This window comes from Methylophaga sp. F7 (assembly GCF_056863975.1).
This window is the reverse complement of record NZ_CM166511.1, coordinates 1,965,744-1,985,452: the sequence shown is the minus strand read 5'-3', so window position 1 is coordinate 1,985,452 and position 19,709 is coordinate 1,965,744. Positions and strand designations below refer to the sequence as shown.

The following is a 19,709-nucleotide window of genomic DNA, read 5'->3' as shown; positions in this document are numbered from 1 at the left end:
GTTTATGCTGTTGCCAACTTTTGTTGAATTGCTTCAAGCACACGCTCCAAAGCGAATTCATCCGCTTCACCTGACGCACGATGTTTATATTCAATCACACCGTTATCCATACCACGTTCGCCCAAAATCAAGCGATGGGGTATGCCGATAAGCTCCATATCTGCAAAAGCGACACCCGGACGCAAACCACGATCATCAAGTAATACATCGACACCAGCAGCAAGCAACTGCTGATAGATCTTCTCAGCTTCATCACGAACACGTTGTGATTTATGTGCATTGACGGGCACTAATACCACTTCAAATGGTGCGATCGCTTGTGGCCAGATAATGCCATTCTCATCATTGTTTTGTTCAATAGTGGCTGCAACGACACGAGACACACCAATGCCGTAACAACCCATAGTTATGACCTGAGATTGTCCGGTTTCGGTTAACACCACGGCATTGAGTTTGCTGCTGTAGTTTTCACCGAGCTGGAAAATATGACCTACTTCAATACCTCGGGCAATTTCCAACGTGCCTTGGCCATCAGGGCTAGGATCACCTGCTACTACATTACGTAAGTCTGCTGTTTCTGGTTCTGGACAATCGCGGCCCCAGTTCACTCCGGTCAGATGTTTTTCATCTTCATTGGCACCACAGATAAAATCTGCAATGTTTGCCGCGGCATGATCAACAACCATTGGAATGTTCAGGCCGACCGGACCGATAGAACCGATATTGGCGCCGGTGGCTTCATGCACCTGTTCAGGCGTTACGAACGTTAAAGGAGCAGCAATTAACGGATGTTTTTCCGCTTTGATTTCATTGAGTTCATGATCGCCACGCAGTACCAAAGCGACAACGCTGTTTTTCTCAGCGCCTTCTACCAGCAATGTTTTCAGACATTGCGAAGCAGTTACTTTTAAAAAGTTGCTGACATCCTCAATGGTATGTTTGTGGGGAGTTTCAACGGTTTGCATGGCGGCAGATGCTGCAGGACGCTCACCTGCTGGTTTGACTGCTTCAGCCAATTCAACATTGGCAGCGTAATCACTGCTATTGCTAAAGGCAATCGCATCTTCACCTGAACTGGCCAGTACATGGAATTCATGTGAGGCATTACCGCCGATACTGCCGGTATCTGCCAGTACTGCACGGAAATTCAATCCGATACGCTGGAAAATGCGTGTGTAAGTTGCATACATTTCATCATAGGTTTGCTGCAAAGATGCTTGATCCACATGGAAGGAATACGCATCTTTCATTAGAAACTCACGAGCTCGCATCAAACCAAAACGTGGACGGATTTCATCACGGAATTTGGTTTGAATCTGATAAAAATTAACCGGTAATTGTTTGTAACTGCGAATTTCCTGACGCACCAGATCAGTAATGACCTCTTCGTGAGTTGGGCCATAACAGAATTCACGCTGATGACGATCAGTTATGCGCAATAGTTCAGGACCATACTTTTCCCAGCGCTGACTTTCCTGCCACAATTCAGCTGGTTGCACGGAAGGCATTAATACCTCCTGGGCTCCGGCTTTATTCATTTCCTCACGCACAATTGCTTCGGTTTTACGCAGTACCCGCAAACCCATCGGCATCCAGGTATACAGACCGGATGCCAGACGGCGGATAAGGCCTGCCCGCAACATTAACTGATGGCTGACGATTTCAGCGTCTGCAGGTGTTTCTTTTAAAGTGGAAATGAGAAGCTTCGAAGTACGCATGGAAAAGGTGATTCCTGATTATTGAATTAAAAAACTGCGCTGACACACCGTATCAGCGCAGTTGAATTTTGTTAGAAAGTACTGTGATCCCAGCCCCAGTTTTGTCGTTCGGAGTCGGTCATACTGATGTAAACACGGCTGCCACTGACGCCAATCTGCTCCTCAATCATCGAACATAAAGCATCAGATAACGCTTTGCGGTCGCTGGGCAGGCCAAGCGAACGATAATCCAGAATAGCGGTAGGCTCAGTACTGCCGCCAAAAGACATTGCAGTTTTGGATTCAACAGCCACCATCACATAACTTTCCGGTTTACCAGAAGCCTGCGCTACGGTTTTACTGGCAACTTTAAGTAAGGCTGTTTCATCAGTAATAGGCTGATTGGTCACAATATTTAAATAAGGCATGGTTACTTCTCCTGTTTACAGAATTGGTTAACTTGCTGTTTAAGCGTGCTTATTTTCTGTTGTCTTTCTTCTTCAGTTGGGCGGGTCACATTGCCCTCTGAGTCCATCACGCGCCGACCGGGATTGTCCTGGTACTGCTGTAAATTATATTTGGCAATTCGACAGTTTTCCGCTAAAGCTTCAGCAGCCTGTTCTTCCTGTTGTTGATTTTGTTGTTGCTCCTCACGGGCTTCATCGCTTGCTTTCTGTTGTTCAATCAGCAACTCGATTTCTTTTTTGCCGCTTCCGGATTCATCGACGGTGGAGGGGGGTATCCATTTTTTCATAGGGTTTATCGACAGGCGGGGTTTGTGAGTAGATAACTTCACCATCATCATCAACCCACTTGTAAGCATCCGCCTGAACCGTCATGGCAAGGACTAAAGCAAGACAGCAACAGCTTAATTGCGGTATAAACATCACGGATACCTATAAAATAAATCATTATTCTACGCCAAAGCGCTATTTCATAAAATGTCTGATAATACTGTTCGTTTTGAATTAAAAATTCCGGTGGAAAAAGGCTCCGTAAATGCCATCGATCTGTTAGCTGACCACTGTGAACTTTCCCGTCAGCAAATCAAGCAGGCGATGAGTAAGGGAGCTGTCTGGTTGCAAAAAGGTAAACGCACCCAACGTTTGCGTCGAGCGACAAAAAACTTGAATTCTGGCGAGCTGTTACAGCTTTATTACGATAAGCGTTTATTGGATCAAACCCCTGTACCCCCAAAGTTATTACATGATTTTGGGGCTTACAGTGTCTGGTTTAAACCCGCCGGTATGTTGGCACAAGGCACCGAGTGGGGCGATCATTGCAGTTTACTGCGAGTATCCGAGCTGGCCTTTGCTAAACCGAGACAGAGTTTTCTGGTGCAACGGCTGGATCGGGAAGCTTTTGGATTGATGATTATTGCCCATCAGCAAAAAGCGGCGGCTCAGTTATCTACCTTGTTTCAACAACGAAAGATTGAAAAGCACTATGAGATCGAGGTGGATGGTGACGTTGAATGGCAAAAACTGACCGTTAATTCCCCTTTGGATGGCAAGCATGCTGTCAGCCATTTTGCTAAATGTACTTATGATGCTGATAAAAACCGAACAGTGTTAGCTGTCTCAATTGAAACGGGACGTATGCACCAAATTCGCCGTCATTGCGCATCGATTGGCCATCCCGTCTCTGGTGATAGCCGTTACGGGAAAAAGACTGCAGATGGTTTGCAGTTGAAAGCCAGCCGTTTAGTTTTTGATTGTCCTATTACTCATAAAAAACAAATATTTAGCTGCTGAATACGTTGACATTAGTTTTTTTACGGCGTAATGATCTGCTATCAAAATTCTATGGAAGGGGCCTTTCATGAGTCGGACTGAGCAACAATATGTTTTAGATCCTGAATATGGTCAGTTTTATGGTGATGATGATCGCCGCCGATATCAACGACGTCAGCTGCAAACGCGACGGGAACAGATCCGTTTTGATTTGAGTCATGTGTTACGTCGTTCGGGACGTGATCGCCGATTAGTACCCGGAAATCAACAGACCAGAAAAAATCATTAATTCGGATCCGCCAGACGCATGATCCCGCCTATGTAGAGACTTTGGGAAAGGCCTCTTGCTGCCAGGAAAATGAGCAAGGCAGCCCATAATCCGTGATTGCCAAATGGCTGTAGTAGGTAAAATGCTGGCAGATAGCAACAGAATGCTGAAAACAACATGGTGTTTCGCATTTCCCGGCTGCGTGTTGCTCCAACAAAAAGTCCATCCAGCAAATATGACCATACCGCAATCAGCGGCGCAATAATCACCCAGATAAGATGCATACCAGCATAGTCAATCACCGCCTCTATACCGGTTAATAATCGAATAATCCATTCCCCAAACAACAGATATGTCAGCGAAAACAAAGCCGCCATTAATACTGACCAGAATGCAGTCAAGCTAAGTGCTTTTCTTAACATGGAGGGGGATTTACGCCCTATGGCCTTGCCGGTTAATGCCTCGGTTGCATTGGCAAATCCATCCAGTACAAATGCCATCAGAGTAATAAAGTTCAACAGCACACTATTGGCAGCCAATACTGTATCGCCTTGTCGGGCGCCCTGGGTGGTAAACAGAGCAAAGCAGGAGATGAGCAAAAAGGTTCTGATCATCACATTGCCGTGAACAGTTAAGCCATGCCGGCTTTGTTGCAGCACTTTCTTACTGAGTGATAAATGAATACCGCTTTTATTTAGCCCGTAATGATTGAGTAATACCAGTCCCACTATCAAACCGGTGTATTCAGCGATAACAGATGCCAGCGCAACGCCATCAACATCCATTCCCAGGCCCATGACAAATAAGCCATCCAGTAAAATATTTGTAATATTGATTACCAGCACCATCAGCAAAGCTGCTTTTGACGCTTCACGACCAATCAGCCAGCCCAGTATGGCGTAATTTATAAGTGTCGCTGGTGCGCTCCAGATCCTGATATCAAAGTATATGGCGGCAAATTGTTCGACGTCACCACTACTGTCTACCAGATGCAAAGCCACATCACGTATCGGCATCTGCAGCAGCAATAATATCAAGGCAATTATCAATGCCAACCAGATGGATTGCATTAATACAGCCTGCATTTTTGCGGTACTATTTTCACCATAAGCTTGTGATGTCAGGCCAGTGGTGGCCATTCTGAGAAAGCCAAACCCCCAGAAGACAAAGGTAAAAATCATGCTGCCGATCGCTACGGCGCCGAGATAATGCGCTGCACTGAGATGGCCAACCATCGCTGTATCGACCATTCCCAGCAGTGGGGTAGAGATGTTGGCGATAATCATCGGTCCGGCGATTCGCCAGACCTGACGGTGCGTTACTATGTGTTCTGTCAAATTAACTATCCATCAATATAAGCCCGTCATGTCTCGGGTACCCTGGATTCAAAAGTCGATACAGCTTGGAAAACAATGATTTTAACGAATAAAAACAGCATACCCTATGGATGTGAAGCTGATGTGGATTGAATGGTTAAGTTATGCCGCAGCCGGAATAGTGGCCGGTACGCTTGCCGGGCTGTTTGGTATCGGCGGGGGACTGGTCATTGTACCGGTGTTGGTATGGCTTTTCAGCAAACAAGGGCTGCCGGATCAATATCTGATTCATATGGCGGTTGCCACTTCACTGATGACCATTGTTGTAACATCAATGTCTTCTATCTTTGCGCATTGGCGACTGGGAAATATTTCGATGCTGGCGGTCACCCGTTTGGTTCCAGCATTACTTTTTGGGAGTTTTGGTGGAGCTCTGCTGGCCAGTTTAATCAGCGGTGATATGCTGCAGATATTTTTTGCTACCTTTGCTTTGTTAATGGCATTGCGGATTTGGCTACCTAATGCCAGTACAACGTCTCCTGCATTGTTAAACCGATTGCCTTCGAGTTTGTATGGTTTGTTTAGTGGTGCACTTTCGGCGCTAGTCGGTATCGGTGGAGGAACATTGATTGTCCCTTATCTGCTGATGGCTCGTCTTAACATTCAACAGGCGATTGGATCTGCTGCATGCTGTGGTTTGCCAATTGCCATTGCAGGAGTGATTGGCTTCATTGTGTTTGCTCCAAGTGAAATAAATCAGCAATCTGCCTGGCAAACAGGTTTCGTACATTGGCAGGCATTTCTCGGCATTATCCTGACCAGTGTGATTTTTGCCCAGTTTGGTGCCAGACTGGCAAAGCGGTTACCTGCACATTGGTTGCGCCGTCTGTTTTCGCTGTTACTGATTTGTGTCGCCGCCTATTTTTTCAGTCGATAACGTCTGGGCTTGTTGATCGTTCATCTCACAACAGAGGCGGAGATGAAAGATCAATAAAGCCCTAAAGAGATGTCGGCTTTGATGCTTGGACAGTTTCTTTTATAATTGGCGGGTTTCTTTTACCCCTATTTTTTATTGGAGCAATCGCTTTATGAATCTTGACCGAGTCGGCCCAGGCAGCAATCTGCCTGAAGATATCAACGTTATTATCGAAATTCCTGCAAATGCCAATCCGGTTAAATATGAAGTTGATAAAGCGACTGGCGCGCTGTTTGTTGATCGTTTTATGAATACCGCTATGTTCTATCCGGCAAATTATGGTTACGTGCCGAATACGTTGTCTGATGATGGTGACCCGGTAGATGTATTGGTGGTGACGCCATTTCCATTAATTAACGGATGCGTGGTGGCATGCCGTCCAGTCGGTATGCTGAAAATGACAGACGAAAAGGGCGAAGATGCCAAAGTCGTTGCGGTCCCTCATGACAAAATGTATGACCATGTTAAAGATATCAATGACGTGCCGGAATTTTTGCTCAATCAGATCGCACATTTCTTTGAACATTACAAAGATTTGGAAAAGAACAAATGGGTTAAAATCGAAGGCTGGGCAGGAATTGATGCGGCCAAACAGGAAATTGTGGACAGCGTTTCACGTTACCAAAATGAAGCGAAATAATTATCATTGAATTGATAACTAAATCTGTTTTTGCACACGGCGAACTGATGTATGTCAGTTCGCCGTTTGTCATTTTAAGACTGGAAACATCATGACACAGATAATTGTTCAGGGACCTCAACTCACTCGGGAACTGGCCGATGAAATTGCCGAAAAACTAACGGGGCAATGCCAATGGCGAGACAGTTTTGCATTGATTGAAAATACCCAGCATGCAGATTTGTCGATGTTACGACAACAGTATGCTGTCGATATTAATGTCCTTCCTGCTGAGTTTGAAACAGATAATTGCCGTTTGATAGTAATGGACATGGATTCGACCTTAATCACCATTGAATGTATCGATGAAATTGCGGACTTCATGGATCTTAAACCGCAGGTGGCAGCGATTACGGAGGCTGCAATGCGTGGTGAGATAAATTTTGAAACATCACTTAAACAACGGGTAGCGCTATTAAAAGGACTGCCCGTCGATATGCTGGATCGTGTTTATAACGAACGTCTTATGCTCAATCATGGTGCAGAGTTGATGTTAAAAACGGTGCAGCAGGCCGGAATAAAAACCGCACTGGTTTCGGGCGGATTTACTTTTTTCACCGATAAACTGAAAAAGCGTCTCAATCTCGATTTTACCCAGGCCAATGTACTGGAACATGAAAAGGGTTATCTCACAGGTAAAGTAACCGGTGATATTTGCGGTGCTCAGGCCAAAGCCGATTTTTTAATTAAATGTTGCGCCGAACTGAATATTGAAAAACACCAGGCAGTGGCAATTGGTGATGGTGCAAATGATCTGTTGATGATGGCTGAAGCGGGTATGAGCGTGGCTTATCATGCCAAACCCAAAGTGCAGCAAGCTGCCGATACAGCTTTGAATCACTGTGGTCTTGATGGTGTGTTGGGACTATTGCAACGACCTTAATCAAAGGCGTAATCTTGAATTAACAGCAGGTGCCCCCATCTGCTACAACTAACCAAATAAAGAGGTAACAACAATGGATATTATGGAGCGTATTAAGCAGGCGATTGAATCAAACCCGGTAATTCTGTTTATGAAGGGTACGCCTGAGTTTCCACAATGTGGATTTTCCAGTCGCTCATCACAGGCGCTGACTGCCTGTGGCTCAGAATTTGCTTATGTGAATGTATTGGCTGATCCTGAAGTTCGCGAAAATCTTCACCGTTATGCTGACTGGCCAACCTTTCCTCAGCTGTATATCAATGGTGAATTAATTGGTGGATGTGACATTATTATGGAACTGTACGAAAACGGTGAGCTCAAACAGATGGTTGAAGCAGCGAGTTGATTTTTGCGATGGCAGATAAACATGATCAAGATTGGCAGACCGAGCATGATTTTGCGGTTGCGCCGTCTAAACCTGATTTAAAACAACCACCCAAATATCGGGTGATCATGATGAACGATGATTACACGCCGATGGACTTTGTGGTGGAGGTTTTGGAAACCTTGTTTGATATGGGGCGTGAACGTGCCACACGAACCATGTTACAAGTGCACACTGAAGGACAGGCTTTATGCGGTATCTTTACATTTGAGATCGCTGAGGCCAAAGTGGAACAAGTGAATAGTTATGCCCAAAGACATGGGCATCCTTTACAGTGCACCATGGAACAGGAATGAGATGGCTGCAACGACAATAGGCGGATAGCAATATGCTGAGTAAAGAACTTGAACACACGCTGAGTCAGGCATTCAATTATGCTCGACAAAGATCCCATGAATTTCTGACGGTTGAACATTTATTGTTAGCCTTACTGGAAAATGGACAAGCACTGGCGGTGCTCAAAGCCTGCGAGGTGGATATCAATGCCTTGCGTCAGGATCTGACCGATTTTCTTGCAGATAATCTGCCTACATTGGCCGAAGACAGCGATCGCGAAACTCAGCCAACGCTGGCTTTCCAACGCATTCTGCAACGTGCAGTGATGCATGTGCAATCTTCTGGTGGTGAAGAGGTAACCGGTGCGAACGTACTGGTTTCAATTTTCTCTGAACAGCAATCTCAAGCGGTTTATTTACTGCAGAAGCAAGATGTCAGTCGACTGGATGTGGTCAACGCTATCAGTCACGGCAGCATCGAAAATCTGGCAGAAGAAACCAAAAGCGAAAAGATTGAAGTTGAAGATGGGAATTCCGAAAGTAAAAGTCCATTGGCGTTATATGCCACTAATCTGAATGCCGAAGCCAAACTGGGTCGGATTGATCCATTAATCGGCCGTGCCAATGAGATTGAGCGGACATTGCAGGTGCTATGCCGTCGCCGTAAAAATAATCCTCTGTTTGTCGGTGAAGCCGGTGTTGGTAAAACTGCGCTGGCGGAAGGTCTTGCCAAACGTATTGTTGATGGTGATGTACCCGAAGTGCTGGAGCAGGCAGTGGTTTATTCATTGGATATGGGCGCTCTGGTTGCTGGTACCAAATACCGTGGTGATTTTGAAAAACGTCTGAAAGGATTGTTGCGCGAAATCAAACAACAGGATCATGCGATTCTGTTTATTGACGAAATCCATACCATGATTGGTGCGGGGAGTGCAGGAAACAGTGCGATGGATGCTGCCAATTTGCTTAAACCGTTATTGGCCAATGGCGAATTGAAATGTATCGGCTCAACAACCTATCAGGAATATCGCAGTATTTTTGAACATGATCGTGCTTTGGCACGGCGTTTTCAGAAAATTGATGTGCCTGAACCATCCGTTGCAGAAACCATTGAAATTTTAAAAGGTTTAAAGCCTGGCCTGGAATCACACCACAATGTGCGTTACTCCAATGCTGCAATTGAGCAGGCAGCAGAACTGGCCGCCCGTCATATCAACGACCGTTATCTGCCGGATAAAGCGATTGACGTATTGGATGAAGTTGGTGCTGCCCAACGTATTCTGCCAAAGTCAAAACGCAAAAAAATGATTGGAATCCAGGATGTCCAGCAGATCGTTGCCAAGATTGCTCGTATTCCTGCCAAGACAGTCAGTAATGCAGATAAAGATAATCTACGTAATCTTGAACCGAACCTTAAACACGTTATTTTCGGTCAGGACGATGCGATTTCTGCATTAAGCTCGGCAATTAAAATGGCACGTTCCGGTTTGGGACATCCCGAGAAACCCACTGGTGCTTTCCTGTTTGCAGGGCCAACCGGTGTAGGTAAAACAGAAGTTACTCGTCAGTTGGCGCATATCCTTGGGGTAGAACTGATCCGCTTTGATATGTCCGAGTATATGGAACCTCATACAGTTTCCCGTCTGATTGGTGCTCCTCCAGGTTATGTAGGGTTTGATCAAGGTGGGTTATTAACCGATGCAGTCATTAAACAACCACATGCTGTGTTGTTGTTGGATGAGATTGAAAAAGCTCATCCCGATGTCTTTAACCTGCTATTGCAAGTGATGGATCATGGGACTTTAACGGATAATAATGGCCGTAAAGCGGATTTCCGCCATATTGTATTAGTAATGACCAGTAATGCCGGTGCACAGGAAATGGGCCGCAGCTCGATTGGCTTTACCAAACAAGAGCATCATATGGATGGTACGGAAGCATTGAAACGTGCATTCTCACCTGAATTCCGTAATCGTCTGGACGGTATTATTCAATTCCAGCCGCTTACTAAAGAAGCGATTCTACGTGTTGCTGATAAAGCGGTGCTTGAATTGGAAATGCTATTGCAGGATAAAAACGTGACCATCGAAATTGATAATGATGCGCGTGAATGGTTGGCAGAGCATGGTTACGATGTACAAATGGGTGCCAGGCCAATGGCGCGACTGGTACAGGAAAAAATCAAGCGTCCGTTGGCCGATGAATTGTTATTTGGCAAACTCAGCGATGGTGGCCATGTAAGAGTTATCCTGAAAAATGATGAACTGTTTCTGGATATCGTCAAAGAAACAGAATCTGTGTAACCCTAAACGACAAACCCGGTAGTTATTAACTTAACTACCGGGTTTTTTTATGTCTGTTATATTCCAGAATCCCAGCTTATCGGGACTTATATAACGGTAAGTTATTCACCTGTTTCACAAAATCTTCACATCTTTATATAACAGATGTCGCTAACTCACTGATTATCATAGAGGTGGTCCTAAGTTGTTGAATGTAAACATATATTTTAGTTTGAGCATTTTTTGACCATTTTGTGCAGAGTGCTTAAATATGAACAGCTTAGAGACTAACTCCAAAGTTAAACACAGACTTATCCACAGAAAATGTGAGTAACTTTACCGTTTGATGACACAGCAAAAAACAAGCCAAAAACCTCAAAAAAATCTTTAGAGCTCAATGCCTTTTTGAGCACGGATACCATCACGAAATGCATGTTTGACATCCTCAATCCGGCTGACGGTATCAGCCGCTTCAATGATGCTGTCCGGTGCTCCGCGGCCAGTAATAATCACGTGTTGCATTGCCGGGCGGGCAGCTAAATCAGCTATTACTTTATCTGCATCGAGATATTTCATTTTTAAGACAATATTCAGTTCATCCAGCAGAACCACGTTGATACTGTCATCCTGTAACATCGTTTTAACAATATCCCAGCCTGCTTCTGCGGAAGCTTTATCCTGTTCCAGGTTTTGCGTATCCCAGGTAAAACCATCGCCAACCACGTGATAACTCACCTGCTCAGGAAATCGACGATAAAAAGCTTCTTCGCCAGTACTCATCGCCCCCTTAATAAATTGCACGATACCGACTTTCATATCATGGCCCAATGCTCTGGCAATCATGCCAAAACCGGATGAACTTTTACCTTTGCCGTTGCCAGTTATGCACAGCAATAAACCTTTATCCTTAGTGGCTTTTTGGATCTTCTGATCAACCACTTCCTTGTGACGTTGCATGCGATCTTTATGGCGTTGGCTTTTCTCAGAATCAGTCATAATTTTCCTAAAATAAAACAAAAAATATTAATAATGCAGCTTCAAGCAGTTCCACCATTGCGCCCGCAGTATCACCGGTAAACCCGTTTAATCGACGCTCCATCAGGTAGCGTAGCAATAGAAAAACCAATAACCCAAACAACAGGGCAAACAGGCCGACACTGAATAAAGCCAATACACCGATGAGAAGCATCAACCGGCGTGTATGCACGCCAGATTGCTGTTGTTTGAGGATGCTGCCTAAACCGTGGGGCCGCACATAATCAGTGGTTAAAAACAATAATGGTAAAGCTGTGCGGGCCAGTATCACAGACCAGATTAATGCCCACCAGTTCTGTTCGGCGAGTAAAACTGTCAGCATGACAAACTTAATTAACAGCACTAATACGATTGTCACCACTGCAATAGGGCCAGCTGCCGGGTCTTTCATAATGCTTAGGGTTTTAGCTTTATCGCCAATGCCACCCAACCAGGCATCGGCACTGTCAGCCAATCCATCGATATGTAATGCCCCGGTGATGGTTACCCAGACCGCTAATACCAATATGGCGGAGACCATTGGTGACTGAGATGTCAGGTTCCAGCCCAGAAGGCTTAACACGATACCGATTAGTAAGCCGACAACTGGATAAAACAATAACGAGCGGCCAATATCCTGTGCAGTAAATTCACCCTGCAATCTGACCGGCAGAATAGTTAAAAACTGCAGGGCGATTAACAAAGCTCGCATTAGTTGATGGCTCCGGCGATGGCCGCTTCTTCAAACGTCGCCATTTGATTGTGCAGAGCGCAGGCCATTCTTAGTAACGGAATAGCAACGGCTGCGCCACTGGCTTCGCCTAACCTCATATTGAAGTTCACTAAAGGCTGAGCCTCAAGCGCCTGTAACACCACGCTATGCCCCGGTTCGGCGCTGTGATGACTGAACAGAAACCATTGTCGACTGCCCGGACTTATTTGTTCAGCACATAAAGCCGCCACGCTACTGATAAAACCATCAATCACCACCGGCAATCCGGATTTGGCGCAGTGTAAATAACTGCCGACCATGGCAGCAATTTCAAAGCCACCCAGATAGCGCAAAATGGCTAAGGGAGAATCCAAATGGTTTTTATGTAATAACAATGCTTCGGCGATAATTTGTGCTTTATGCGAAACGCCTTCAGCATTAAGTCCGGTGCCTGGACCGGCCAATTGACTGGCCGGTAGATTCAACATCGCACAGGCCATTGCACTGGCTGCTGTAGTGTTGCCAATCCCCATATCACCAGCAATATAAATCTGGGTACCATTCTGCAAGCTGCATTCGACATTATGTTGGCCAATCAGCATGGCTTGTTGGCATTCGGCTTCTTTCATTGCTGCTTGCTGGTGAAAGTTGGCAGTACCATTAGCAATTCGCTGATCTTGCACACCTTTAATCTCTTCCAATTCACTGACCGTACCAACATTGATAACGTCCAGCGAGGCATCCAAATATTTTGCTAAAACGCTAATAGCCGCGCCACCACTAGCGAAATTACGAATCATCGCCGCGGTAACAGATTGTGGATAGGCTGAAATGTTTTCCGCCATCACACCATGATCAGATGCATAAACGGTGATATGCACATGATCGGCTTGTGGCGTTGTGCCTTGCAGTGCCGCTAGTTGCACTGCTAATTGTTCGAGTTGACCTAATGACCCTGCCGGTTTGGTCAACTGGCTTTGGCGAGTTAACGCTGTATCTGCAGCATTTTGGTCAATCGTTTTGGCAGGTAATGTTAACCACTGGGTGAAATCGATCATTCAGTTTCCTTTCAAAGCATGCGGCAAACCGGCCACGGTGAGGATGACATTATCCATCAGTACGGCAAGTTGTTGATGCAGGCGGCCGGCCTCATCACAAAATCTTCTGGTTAATTCGCCCATCGGCACAATGCCCATACTGGTTTCATTGCTGACCAAAATGATGTCAGCCTGTAGAGTTGGCAAGGTCTCAAGTAATAGTTGGATTTCGTTAGTTAATAAATTCTCATCATCGGTGAGCAGCAAATTGGTCAGCCATAAGGTCAGACAATCCACCAAAAGACATTTATCTGCATCGTCCTGTTGCTGCAATGCAGCGGCAAGATTTAGCGGTACTTCGATAGTAGTCCAATGAGCAGGGCGTTGCTGTTGATGCAATGCAATACGCTGCTGCATTTCACTGTCATCAGCACGAGCCGTCGCCACATAGCAGACGGCTAATTTACTGTTGATAGCGCGTTGTTCAGCCAGTCTGCTTTTACCGGATTTTACACCGCCAAGGATCAGGGTTTTAGCCATTTGCTGCCTTTAAAATAGTCAGTAGTGCTGTGGTATCCATATGCTTCTCAACCATTTCTGCCAGTCGTTCAATATCTGCTTCACGCAAAGCATGATAATCCGAGCTACAGACGTTATTCAGTCCAGCCCATTGCAGTAAGGCATCACAGCTTGTTTGCTGTTCAAATAAACCATGCAGATACGTGCCAATAATCTGATTATCTTCGCTGATCGCTCCATCAGGGCCATGCGATAACTGTAGCAGTGGACGCAATAACGCTTTGCCTTCGCTGACACCGGCATGAATTTCGTAGCCACTGATGGCAGCATTATTGAATAATAACTGTCCCTGATTTTGCCGTAGTTGTTTCTCGGTATGCAGGGTAGTGTACATATCCAGTAAACCGAGACCTTTTTTGCAAGTGCCAGGTGAACCTTCAACGCCGGTTGGATCATCAATCTGCTGACCCAGCATTTGAAAACCACCACAAATCCCCAGCAGTTTGCCCCCGTACCGCAGATGTTTTTGAATCACTGCAGGCCAGCCTTGTTGTTCCAGCCATTGCAGATCAGCACTGACATGTTTGCTGCCTGGCAGAATGATCAAGTCCGCTGGCGGTATCGGTGAATCCGGGCCGATAAATTGTAAGTTTACGTTTGGGTGCAGGCGTAATGGATCCAGATCGGTATGGTTGCTGATACGAGGCATGACCGGCACGATAACGTTCAGTACATTGTCGGCTTTTTCCACCTGCGTAATATTAATCGCATCCTCAGCTTCCAGATGCAGCCCATGCAGATAGGGCAAAACACCCAGAACCGGTTTTCCTGTGCGTTGCTCCAACCAGTCCAGACCGGACTGTAATAAGCTGATATCACCGCGGAAACGATTAATCACAAAGCCTTTAACACGCTGTTGCTCAGAAGCTGACAGAAGATCCAAAGTACCCACCAAGTGAGCAAATACACCGCCACGATCAATATCAGCAACCAGGATCACTGGACAGTCCACGGCTTCAGCGAAACCCATATTGGCAATATCCCGATCGCGCAGATTGATTTCTGCCGGTGAACCGGCACCTTCCACCATTACGACATCATATTGTTTAAGCAGACGGGCATGCGATTCCAATACTGCAGTCATCGCGGTTTGTTTATAGTCGTGATAAAAGCGGGCATCCATGTTGGCAATGGCTTTGCCATGAATAATGACCTGAGCGCCGGTATCACTGTTGGGTTTTAGTAAAACCGGATTCATATCGATATGCGGCGGCAGTTTGCAGGCCTGGGCCTGAACGGCCTGAGCACGACCAATTTCACCACCATCTGCTGTAACAGCACTGTTCAACGCCATATTCTGCGGTTTAAAGGGTGCGACAGAGTAATCCTGTTTGACCAGCCAGCGGCATAACGCGGTTACCAGTGTGCTTTTACCAGCATCAGATGTTGTTCCCTGAACCATTAAAGTCTTAGCTGTCATGGTTGTTCGACCTTCTGTAATGCGGTTTCCAGACGTAGCCAGTCCTGTTCAGTAGCCGGTAAGCCAAACCTTAAGGCTGCCGGTCGATCGAATAATCGACAGAGAATACCTTGTTGGGCCAGTTGATGATGAATGCTGGCAGCATGAGCGGTTTTAACCCATTGAAATAAGGCGCAACCGCCGTTGGGTGCTAATTTATATTGACCGAGCAGCTCTGTCAGTCGTTGGGCATGTTGCGGTAAATACTGACGCGATTGCTGTTGCCAGTTTTTATCAGCTAATGCCTGCGAGGCAATCCATCTTGATGCTGTAGCAATCGGCCAGGGGCCAGATTTTTCGGCTATTTTCTTTAACAAATCAGGGTGTGTGATCACAAACCCGACTCTTACACCGGCCAAGCCAAAAAACTTTCCCAGCGAACGTAAAATGATTAATCCATGCTGGCAAGGAAGTGGTGCCAGACTTTGCTCTGGTGTGATATCAAGAAACGCTTCATCGACGATCAACCAGCCATTACGCATTTGCAAACGTTGTTGCCAGTTTAATAAACGTTGTCTATCAAACGTTTCACCGCTGGGATTATTCGGGTGAATAACAATCACCACATCAAACATATCAATCTGTTGATCCAGCTCAAAACTTTCCAGCGCGACCACTTCATGACCGGCTACCTGCCAGCAATGGCGATGTTCTTCGTATGCTGGTGAAAGGATAGCAACGCGACAAGCTGATCTTAATGTCGGTAAGATTTGTATGGCGGCCTGCGATCCGGCAACTGGCAGAATATGTTCACATTGATAATACGTTTTAGCCTGATCGATTAAATCATCTTCGTTTTCAGGCAGTTTTGCCCAAAGTTCTGCCGGGATCTGTTCTGGAACGGGCCAGCCATTTGGGTTTATACCAGTAGACAAATCCAGCCAATCCTTTAGACCGATACCGTATTGTTTGGCATAAGCGTGAATTCTACCGCCGTGATTAAGCATAAATGATCCCCGTAATAATCCCTATAACGGAAAGCCATAACAGCACACTGTTAGACACTAATCTTAGAGCACGCCCAATATCGTTTGCTTTAGCAATATTTGACGTGCCTAGCAGGGGACGTTGATGCCATTCACCGTGATAGCAGGCAGCCCCACCGAGTTGAACATCCAAAGCCCCTGCACCACTGGCCATTACCGGACCGGCATTTGGGCTGTCCCATAATGGTGCTTGCTGATGCCAGCAACTCAATGCCTTTCGCGTATTGCCAAGCAGGGCATAACTTAAAGCGGTCAGTCGGGCGGGCACAAAGTTTAATAAATCATCCAATCGAGCTGCCGTTTTGCCAAAATAGAAAAAGCGTTGAGTTCGATAGCCCCACATGGCATCCAGCGTATTCACCAGACGGTAGGCAACCACGCCGGCAGCACCACCGATAATAAACCAGAAAAGTGTGCCAAAAACAGCATCGTTACCATTTTCCAGCACTGATTCAATCGTCGCTTTGTTCACATCAATATGATCTTTATCCCGACTGACAATGCGGCTGGTCAATGTTCTGGCGTGTTCGAGATCGCCTTGTTGCATGGCCTGCAGAATAGGTCGGGCATGATCAAAAAGACTGCGATGACCCAGGCAGAGCGTTAATAGCACAACGGAAAACAGGGCGCCCCAGAACGGAATCTGGCTAATCAAATAAGTAATAAATGTAATTGGCACAATACAAATGATTAATGCCAGCATGCCAGCAAAAAACTGAACAAATCGTTGTTGCTTGGCGTGATTAAGATGCGCTTCGGTGTTATTAGCCAAAGCGCCAAAACCAACCAGAGGATGCAACCGTTTCGGTTCACCGACAAACCAGTCAATGATCAAAGCGCTGAGCATGATAATAAAGGTCATGACTTAGTATTGTTTTCCCAGCGGTTTTCAAAGATAAGTTCATCCAGAGGCTGACGTTGTCGCCAGTTTTCCTGCTCCAGCATGGGCTGTTGGTAAAAATCATCAACATGACCCAGACACAGAATCGCCACCGGGCAGGCCCCATTAGGAATCCCCAATAAATCGGCTAATTTTTGGGGATCAAATAAGGAGACCCAGCCCATGCCCAATCCTTCGGCACGGGCAGCCAGCCACATATTCTGAATGGCACATGAGACCGATGCCAGATCCATTTCCGGCAGGGTGCGGCGACCAAAAATATGCGACTCACGTTTATCCATCAACGAGACAACCAACACTTCAGCGCAATCCTTGATGCCTTCAACTTTCAGCTGCAGAAATTCTGTTTCACGCTCACCCAACGCCTTGGCAGTCAGCACTCTTTCATTTTCAACGATTTGATGAATAGCATTGCGGATGCCGGTATCGGTAATCCGAATCATCCGCCAAGGTTGCATCAGTCCTACGCTGGGAGCCTGCCAGGCTGCTTGAAATAATCGCTGCAGAATATCCTGATCGATTGGATCAGCAATAAAATGCCGCATATCACGACGCTCACCAATAGCGCGATATACAGCCTCACGATCCTGGTGATTAAAGCGGTATTTATCCTGACTCATGGGGTAAACCAGCGGGCAATGAGTTCAGGGGCTGACGGAAAATAAAAGTGGATATAGCTGGCTGTCAGGCGTTGTTGCTGAAACACGGCTTCACTGACTTTATTGCCGTTTGGGCATTCAGCATAGAGGATAGCTATGGGTTGATTTTCCAACAAGGAATGGTGGTAGGTATGACCACGTAAAGTGTAATTATCATGAGTAACTTGTTGCAATGCCAAGGCTGTCAGTCTGGCTTGTAATTTGGCATCAGCGGCCAGCACGCCACACATTTCAGCTTGTTGGCCATGCTTATCGGTTAATGTGCGGCACAAATACAGCATGCCACCACATTCAGCCACAACTTGTTTATTGGCATTAATGTATTCACATATCGCCTGACGCATCGACATATTTTGGCTGAGTGTTTCCAGATGCAGTTCAGGATAGCCACCAGGGAGATAAAGGCTATCTACCTCAGGAAGCGTTGTATCCGTTAACGGGGAAAAAAATATCAGCTCAGCACCCATAGCGGTTAAACAATCCAGATTTGCCTGATAAACAAAGGCAAACGCTGCATCCTTAGCCACCCCGATGCGAAGATCTTTTAATAATGCGGGTAAAGCTTCAAAAGGCTGATTGTTGATTTTGATTTGCGGTAAAACAAATTCGGGATTCAGCTGCAGGCTATCTGCCAGTCGGTCCAGACGCTCAGTCAAATCCGTGAGTTCATCAGCCTGAACCAAACCCAGATAACGGCTGGGCAGACTTTCAATTTGACGAGGCATATTAGCAAGACAAGGTAAATCGTTAGGTAAAGCGGACGTCAGCATTTCAGCATGTCTGGCACTGCCCACACGATTGGCCAGAACACCAGCCAACGTCACATCCTGACGAAAGTTGGCTAAGCCGAATGCTAAAGCGGCAAATGTTTGTGCCATGGCACTGGCATCAATGACCGCTAACACCGGGATTCCTATAATGGCAGCTAAATCAGCTGTGGAAGGCGTACCATCAAACAAACCCATCACGCCTTCAATCAGAATGATATCTGCCTGTTTGGCGGCGTCGGCAATCAATTGTCTGGAGTGAGTTTCACCGACCATCCATAAATCAACTTGATAAACCGGATGGCCGGAGGCAAATGACAGGATCATTGGGTCCAGAAAGTCTGGACCCACTTTGAAAATTCGGACCTGTTTACCCTGACGTCGATAATGCCACGCCAAGGTCGCGGTAACGGTTGTTTTACCTTGACCTGAGGCGGGGGCAGCAATAATCAGCGCAGCGCAGGTTTGCGGCTGCTGTGACATTAACGTAGCTGATTACTGCGCTGGCTCAAATTCGCAAAACGGAAGCTGATATGAATCACCGCGGCAGCAGCAATATAAAAGCTTAATTTACTCAGTTTGCCAGGATAGGACTGGACAAACCGGGTCAGATACTCAGCCATGGTTGGATCGACATAACGACCTGAAAACCAGTAAAAACCACCGCCACTGAACAGGCCGGCAACTGCGGTAACCGTCACCAGCGTCATCGCCAGTGTAAACAGAGCAGTCCAGTTAAATTGGTATTTGGATTGAAACCAGCGACCTGCCAGCCACAAACTTCCATATGCAGGCAGTAAAAAGCCATAAGATGGCGAAACACAGAAATTACTGGCGCCGCCTATGTATACCGACATCAAATCCAGCACAACAGCCAGACCTAAAAAAGCCGGAAACCACAATTTTGAGGCCAGATAAAATCCGGCGAGCATAAATACTGCCCAGGAGGCGCTGGGTAAAACGTTGATATCGGCGAAATGATGACCACGAGTCATCACCATTAATAAGACAAGAAGCGCAGCCACGATCAGTTGCTGACGTTGAGACAATAACGACATTGAG

The 19,709-nt window shown here is 46.2% G+C and carries 23 protein-coding genes; 8 read left to right on the top strand and 15 right to left on the bottom strand.

The window, feature by feature from the left end:
• Positions 1-2: 2 nt before the first annotated feature.
• From AC08OG_RS10030 to AC08OG_RS10015, 4 genes are all read right to left on the bottom strand, one after another.
• Positions 3-1,718 carry a proline--tRNA ligase gene (locus AC08OG_RS10030; protein ID WP_292357649.1) on the bottom strand — a complete coding sequence of 572 codons (1,716 nt, stop codon included), beginning with the start codon at positions 1,716-1,718 and terminating at the stop codon, positions 3-5.
• Positions 1,719-1,789: 71 nt separating this feature from the next.
• Positions 1,790-2,125, bottom strand: a complete 336-nt coding sequence (locus tag AC08OG_RS10025) for a phenylpyruvate tautomerase MIF-related protein (protein WP_292357647.1) — start codon at positions 2,123-2,125, stop codon at positions 1,790-1,792.
• Positions 2,126-2,127: 2 nt separating this feature from the next.
• Positions 2,128-2,451, bottom strand: coding sequence for a hypothetical protein (locus tag AC08OG_RS10020; protein ID WP_482929433.1), 324 nt, complete (start codon positions 2,449-2,451; stop codon positions 2,128-2,130).
• Positions 2,417-2,584, bottom strand: a complete 168-nt coding sequence (locus AC08OG_RS10015) for a DUF4124 domain-containing protein (RefSeq protein ID WP_482929432.1) — start codon at positions 2,582-2,584, stop codon at positions 2,417-2,419. The genes AC08OG_RS10020 and AC08OG_RS10015 overlap by 35 nt, the downstream gene beginning before the upstream one ends.
• A 54-nt stretch (positions 2,585-2,638) precedes the next feature.
• Between AC08OG_RS10015 and AC08OG_RS10010 the strand changes: the two genes are divergently transcribed.
• On the top strand, positions 2,639-3,451 hold the full coding sequence (locus AC08OG_RS10010; protein ID WP_482929431.1) for an RluA family pseudouridine synthase: 813 nt from the start codon (positions 2,639-2,641) through the stop codon (positions 3,449-3,451).
• 67 nt (positions 3,452-3,518) lie between these two features.
• On the top strand, positions 3,519-3,719 hold the full coding sequence (locus tag AC08OG_RS10005; protein WP_292357641.1) for a hypothetical protein: 201 nt from the start codon (positions 3,519-3,521) through the stop codon (positions 3,717-3,719).
• On the opposite strand, the gene AC08OG_RS10000 is transcribed toward AC08OG_RS10005, so the two are convergent.
• Positions 3,716-5,035, bottom strand: a complete 1,320-nt coding sequence (locus AC08OG_RS10000) for an MATE family efflux transporter (protein WP_482929430.1) — start codon at positions 5,033-5,035, stop codon at positions 3,716-3,718. The genes AC08OG_RS10005 and AC08OG_RS10000 overlap by 4 nt on opposite strands.
• 106 nt (positions 5,036-5,141) lie before the next feature.
• Between AC08OG_RS10000 and AC08OG_RS09995 the strand changes: the two genes are divergently transcribed.
• The 6 genes from AC08OG_RS09995 to clpA all read left to right on the top strand — a co-directional run bounded on the left by AC08OG_RS09995 (position 5,142) and on the right by clpA (position 10,554).
• Positions 5,142-5,951 (top strand): sulfite exporter TauE/SafE family protein, encoded by an 810-nt coding sequence (locus AC08OG_RS09995; RefSeq protein ID WP_292398430.1) that lies wholly within the window; start codon positions 5,142-5,144, stop codon positions 5,949-5,951.
• 151 nt (positions 5,952-6,102) lie between these two features.
• Entirely contained in the window at positions 6,103-6,630 is a 528-nt protein-coding gene (gene ppa, locus AC08OG_RS09990) for an inorganic diphosphatase (protein WP_292357635.1), read from the top strand.
• Positions 6,631-6,721: 91 nt separating this feature from the next.
• Positions 6,722-7,552, top strand: a complete 831-nt coding sequence (gene serB, locus AC08OG_RS09985) for a phosphoserine phosphatase SerB (protein WP_482929429.1) — start codon at positions 6,722-6,724, stop codon at positions 7,550-7,552.
• 73 nt (positions 7,553-7,625) lie between these two features.
• Positions 7,626-7,937: a Grx4 family monothiol glutaredoxin gene (gene grxD / locus AC08OG_RS09980; protein ID WP_014707423.1), complete on the top strand. Its 312-nt coding sequence runs from the start codon at positions 7,626-7,628 to the stop codon at positions 7,935-7,937.
• A gap of 8 nt (positions 7,938-7,945) precedes the next feature.
• Positions 7,946-8,272 (top strand): ATP-dependent Clp protease adapter ClpS, encoded by a 327-nt coding sequence (clpS, locus tag AC08OG_RS09975; RefSeq protein WP_292357631.1) that lies wholly within the window; start codon positions 7,946-7,948, stop codon positions 8,270-8,272.
• Between the two features lie 32 nt (positions 8,273-8,304).
• Positions 8,305-10,554: an ATP-dependent Clp protease ATP-binding subunit ClpA gene (gene clpA / locus AC08OG_RS09970; RefSeq protein ID WP_292357629.1), complete on the top strand. Its 2,250-nt coding sequence runs from the start codon at positions 8,305-8,307 to the stop codon at positions 10,552-10,554.
• Positions 10,555-10,920: 366 nt separating this feature from the next.
• Here the strand turns inward: clpA and cobO are convergent, their stop codons facing one another.
• The 10 genes from cobO to AC08OG_RS09920 are packed head-to-tail and all read right to left on the bottom strand — an operon-like array spanning position 10,921 to position 19,705.
• Positions 10,921-11,529, bottom strand: a complete 609-nt coding sequence (gene cobO / locus AC08OG_RS09965) for a cob(I)yrinic acid a,c-diamide adenosyltransferase (protein WP_292357627.1) — start codon at positions 11,527-11,529, stop codon at positions 10,921-10,923.
• A 7-nt stretch (positions 11,530-11,536) separates the two neighbouring features.
• On the bottom strand, positions 11,537-12,259 hold the full coding sequence (locus AC08OG_RS09960; RefSeq protein ID WP_482929428.1) for an adenosylcobinamide-GDP ribazoletransferase: 723 nt from the start codon (positions 12,257-12,259) through the stop codon (positions 11,537-11,539).
• Positions 12,259-13,317, bottom strand: coding sequence for a nicotinate-nucleotide--dimethylbenzimidazole phosphoribosyltransferase (gene cobT / locus AC08OG_RS09955; RefSeq protein WP_482929427.1), 1,059 nt, complete (start codon positions 13,315-13,317; stop codon positions 12,259-12,261). The genes AC08OG_RS09960 and cobT overlap by 1 nt, the downstream gene beginning before the upstream one ends.
• Positions 13,318-13,836 carry a bifunctional adenosylcobinamide kinase/adenosylcobinamide-phosphate guanylyltransferase gene (gene cobU, locus AC08OG_RS09950; protein WP_482929426.1) on the bottom strand — a complete coding sequence of 173 codons (519 nt, stop codon included), beginning with the start codon at positions 13,834-13,836 and terminating at the stop codon, positions 13,318-13,320. It abuts the gene before it with no gap.
• The gene (locus tag AC08OG_RS09945) at positions 13,829-15,295 is read right to left on the bottom strand and encodes a cobyric acid synthase (protein WP_482929425.1); all 1,467 of its coding nucleotides are present in this window, start codon (positions 15,293-15,295) and stop codon (positions 13,829-13,831) included. The genes cobU and AC08OG_RS09945 overlap by 8 nt, the downstream gene beginning before the upstream one ends.
• Positions 15,292-16,281: a threonine-phosphate decarboxylase CobD gene (gene cobD, locus AC08OG_RS09940; protein ID WP_482929424.1), complete on the bottom strand. Its 990-nt coding sequence runs from the start codon at positions 16,279-16,281 to the stop codon at positions 15,292-15,294. The genes AC08OG_RS09945 and cobD overlap by 4 nt, the downstream gene beginning before the upstream one ends.
• The gene (gene cbiB, locus AC08OG_RS09935; protein WP_482929423.1) at positions 16,274-17,182 is read right to left on the bottom strand and encodes an adenosylcobinamide-phosphate synthase CbiB; all 909 of its coding nucleotides are present in this window, start codon (positions 17,180-17,182) and stop codon (positions 16,274-16,276) included. Before cbiB ends, cobD begins: the two co-directional genes overlap by 8 nt.
• A complete protein-coding gene (gene bluB, locus AC08OG_RS09930; RefSeq protein WP_292357613.1) occupies positions 17,179-17,841 on the bottom strand; it encodes a 5,6-dimethylbenzimidazole synthase in 663 nt (220 codons plus the stop codon). Before bluB ends, cbiB begins: the two co-directional genes overlap by 4 nt.
• Complete coding sequence (locus tag AC08OG_RS09925) at positions 17,838-19,130, bottom strand: cobyrinic acid a,c-diamide synthase CobB (protein ID WP_482929422.1); 1,293 nt, start codon at positions 19,128-19,130, stop codon at positions 17,838-17,840. The genes bluB and AC08OG_RS09925 overlap by 4 nt, the downstream gene beginning before the upstream one ends.
• Complete coding sequence (locus AC08OG_RS09920) at positions 19,130-19,705, bottom strand: hypothetical protein (protein ID WP_482929421.1); 576 nt, start codon at positions 19,703-19,705, stop codon at positions 19,130-19,132. Before AC08OG_RS09920 ends, AC08OG_RS09925 begins: the two co-directional genes overlap by 1 nt.
• Between the last annotated feature and the right edge of the window lie 4 nt (positions 19,706-19,709).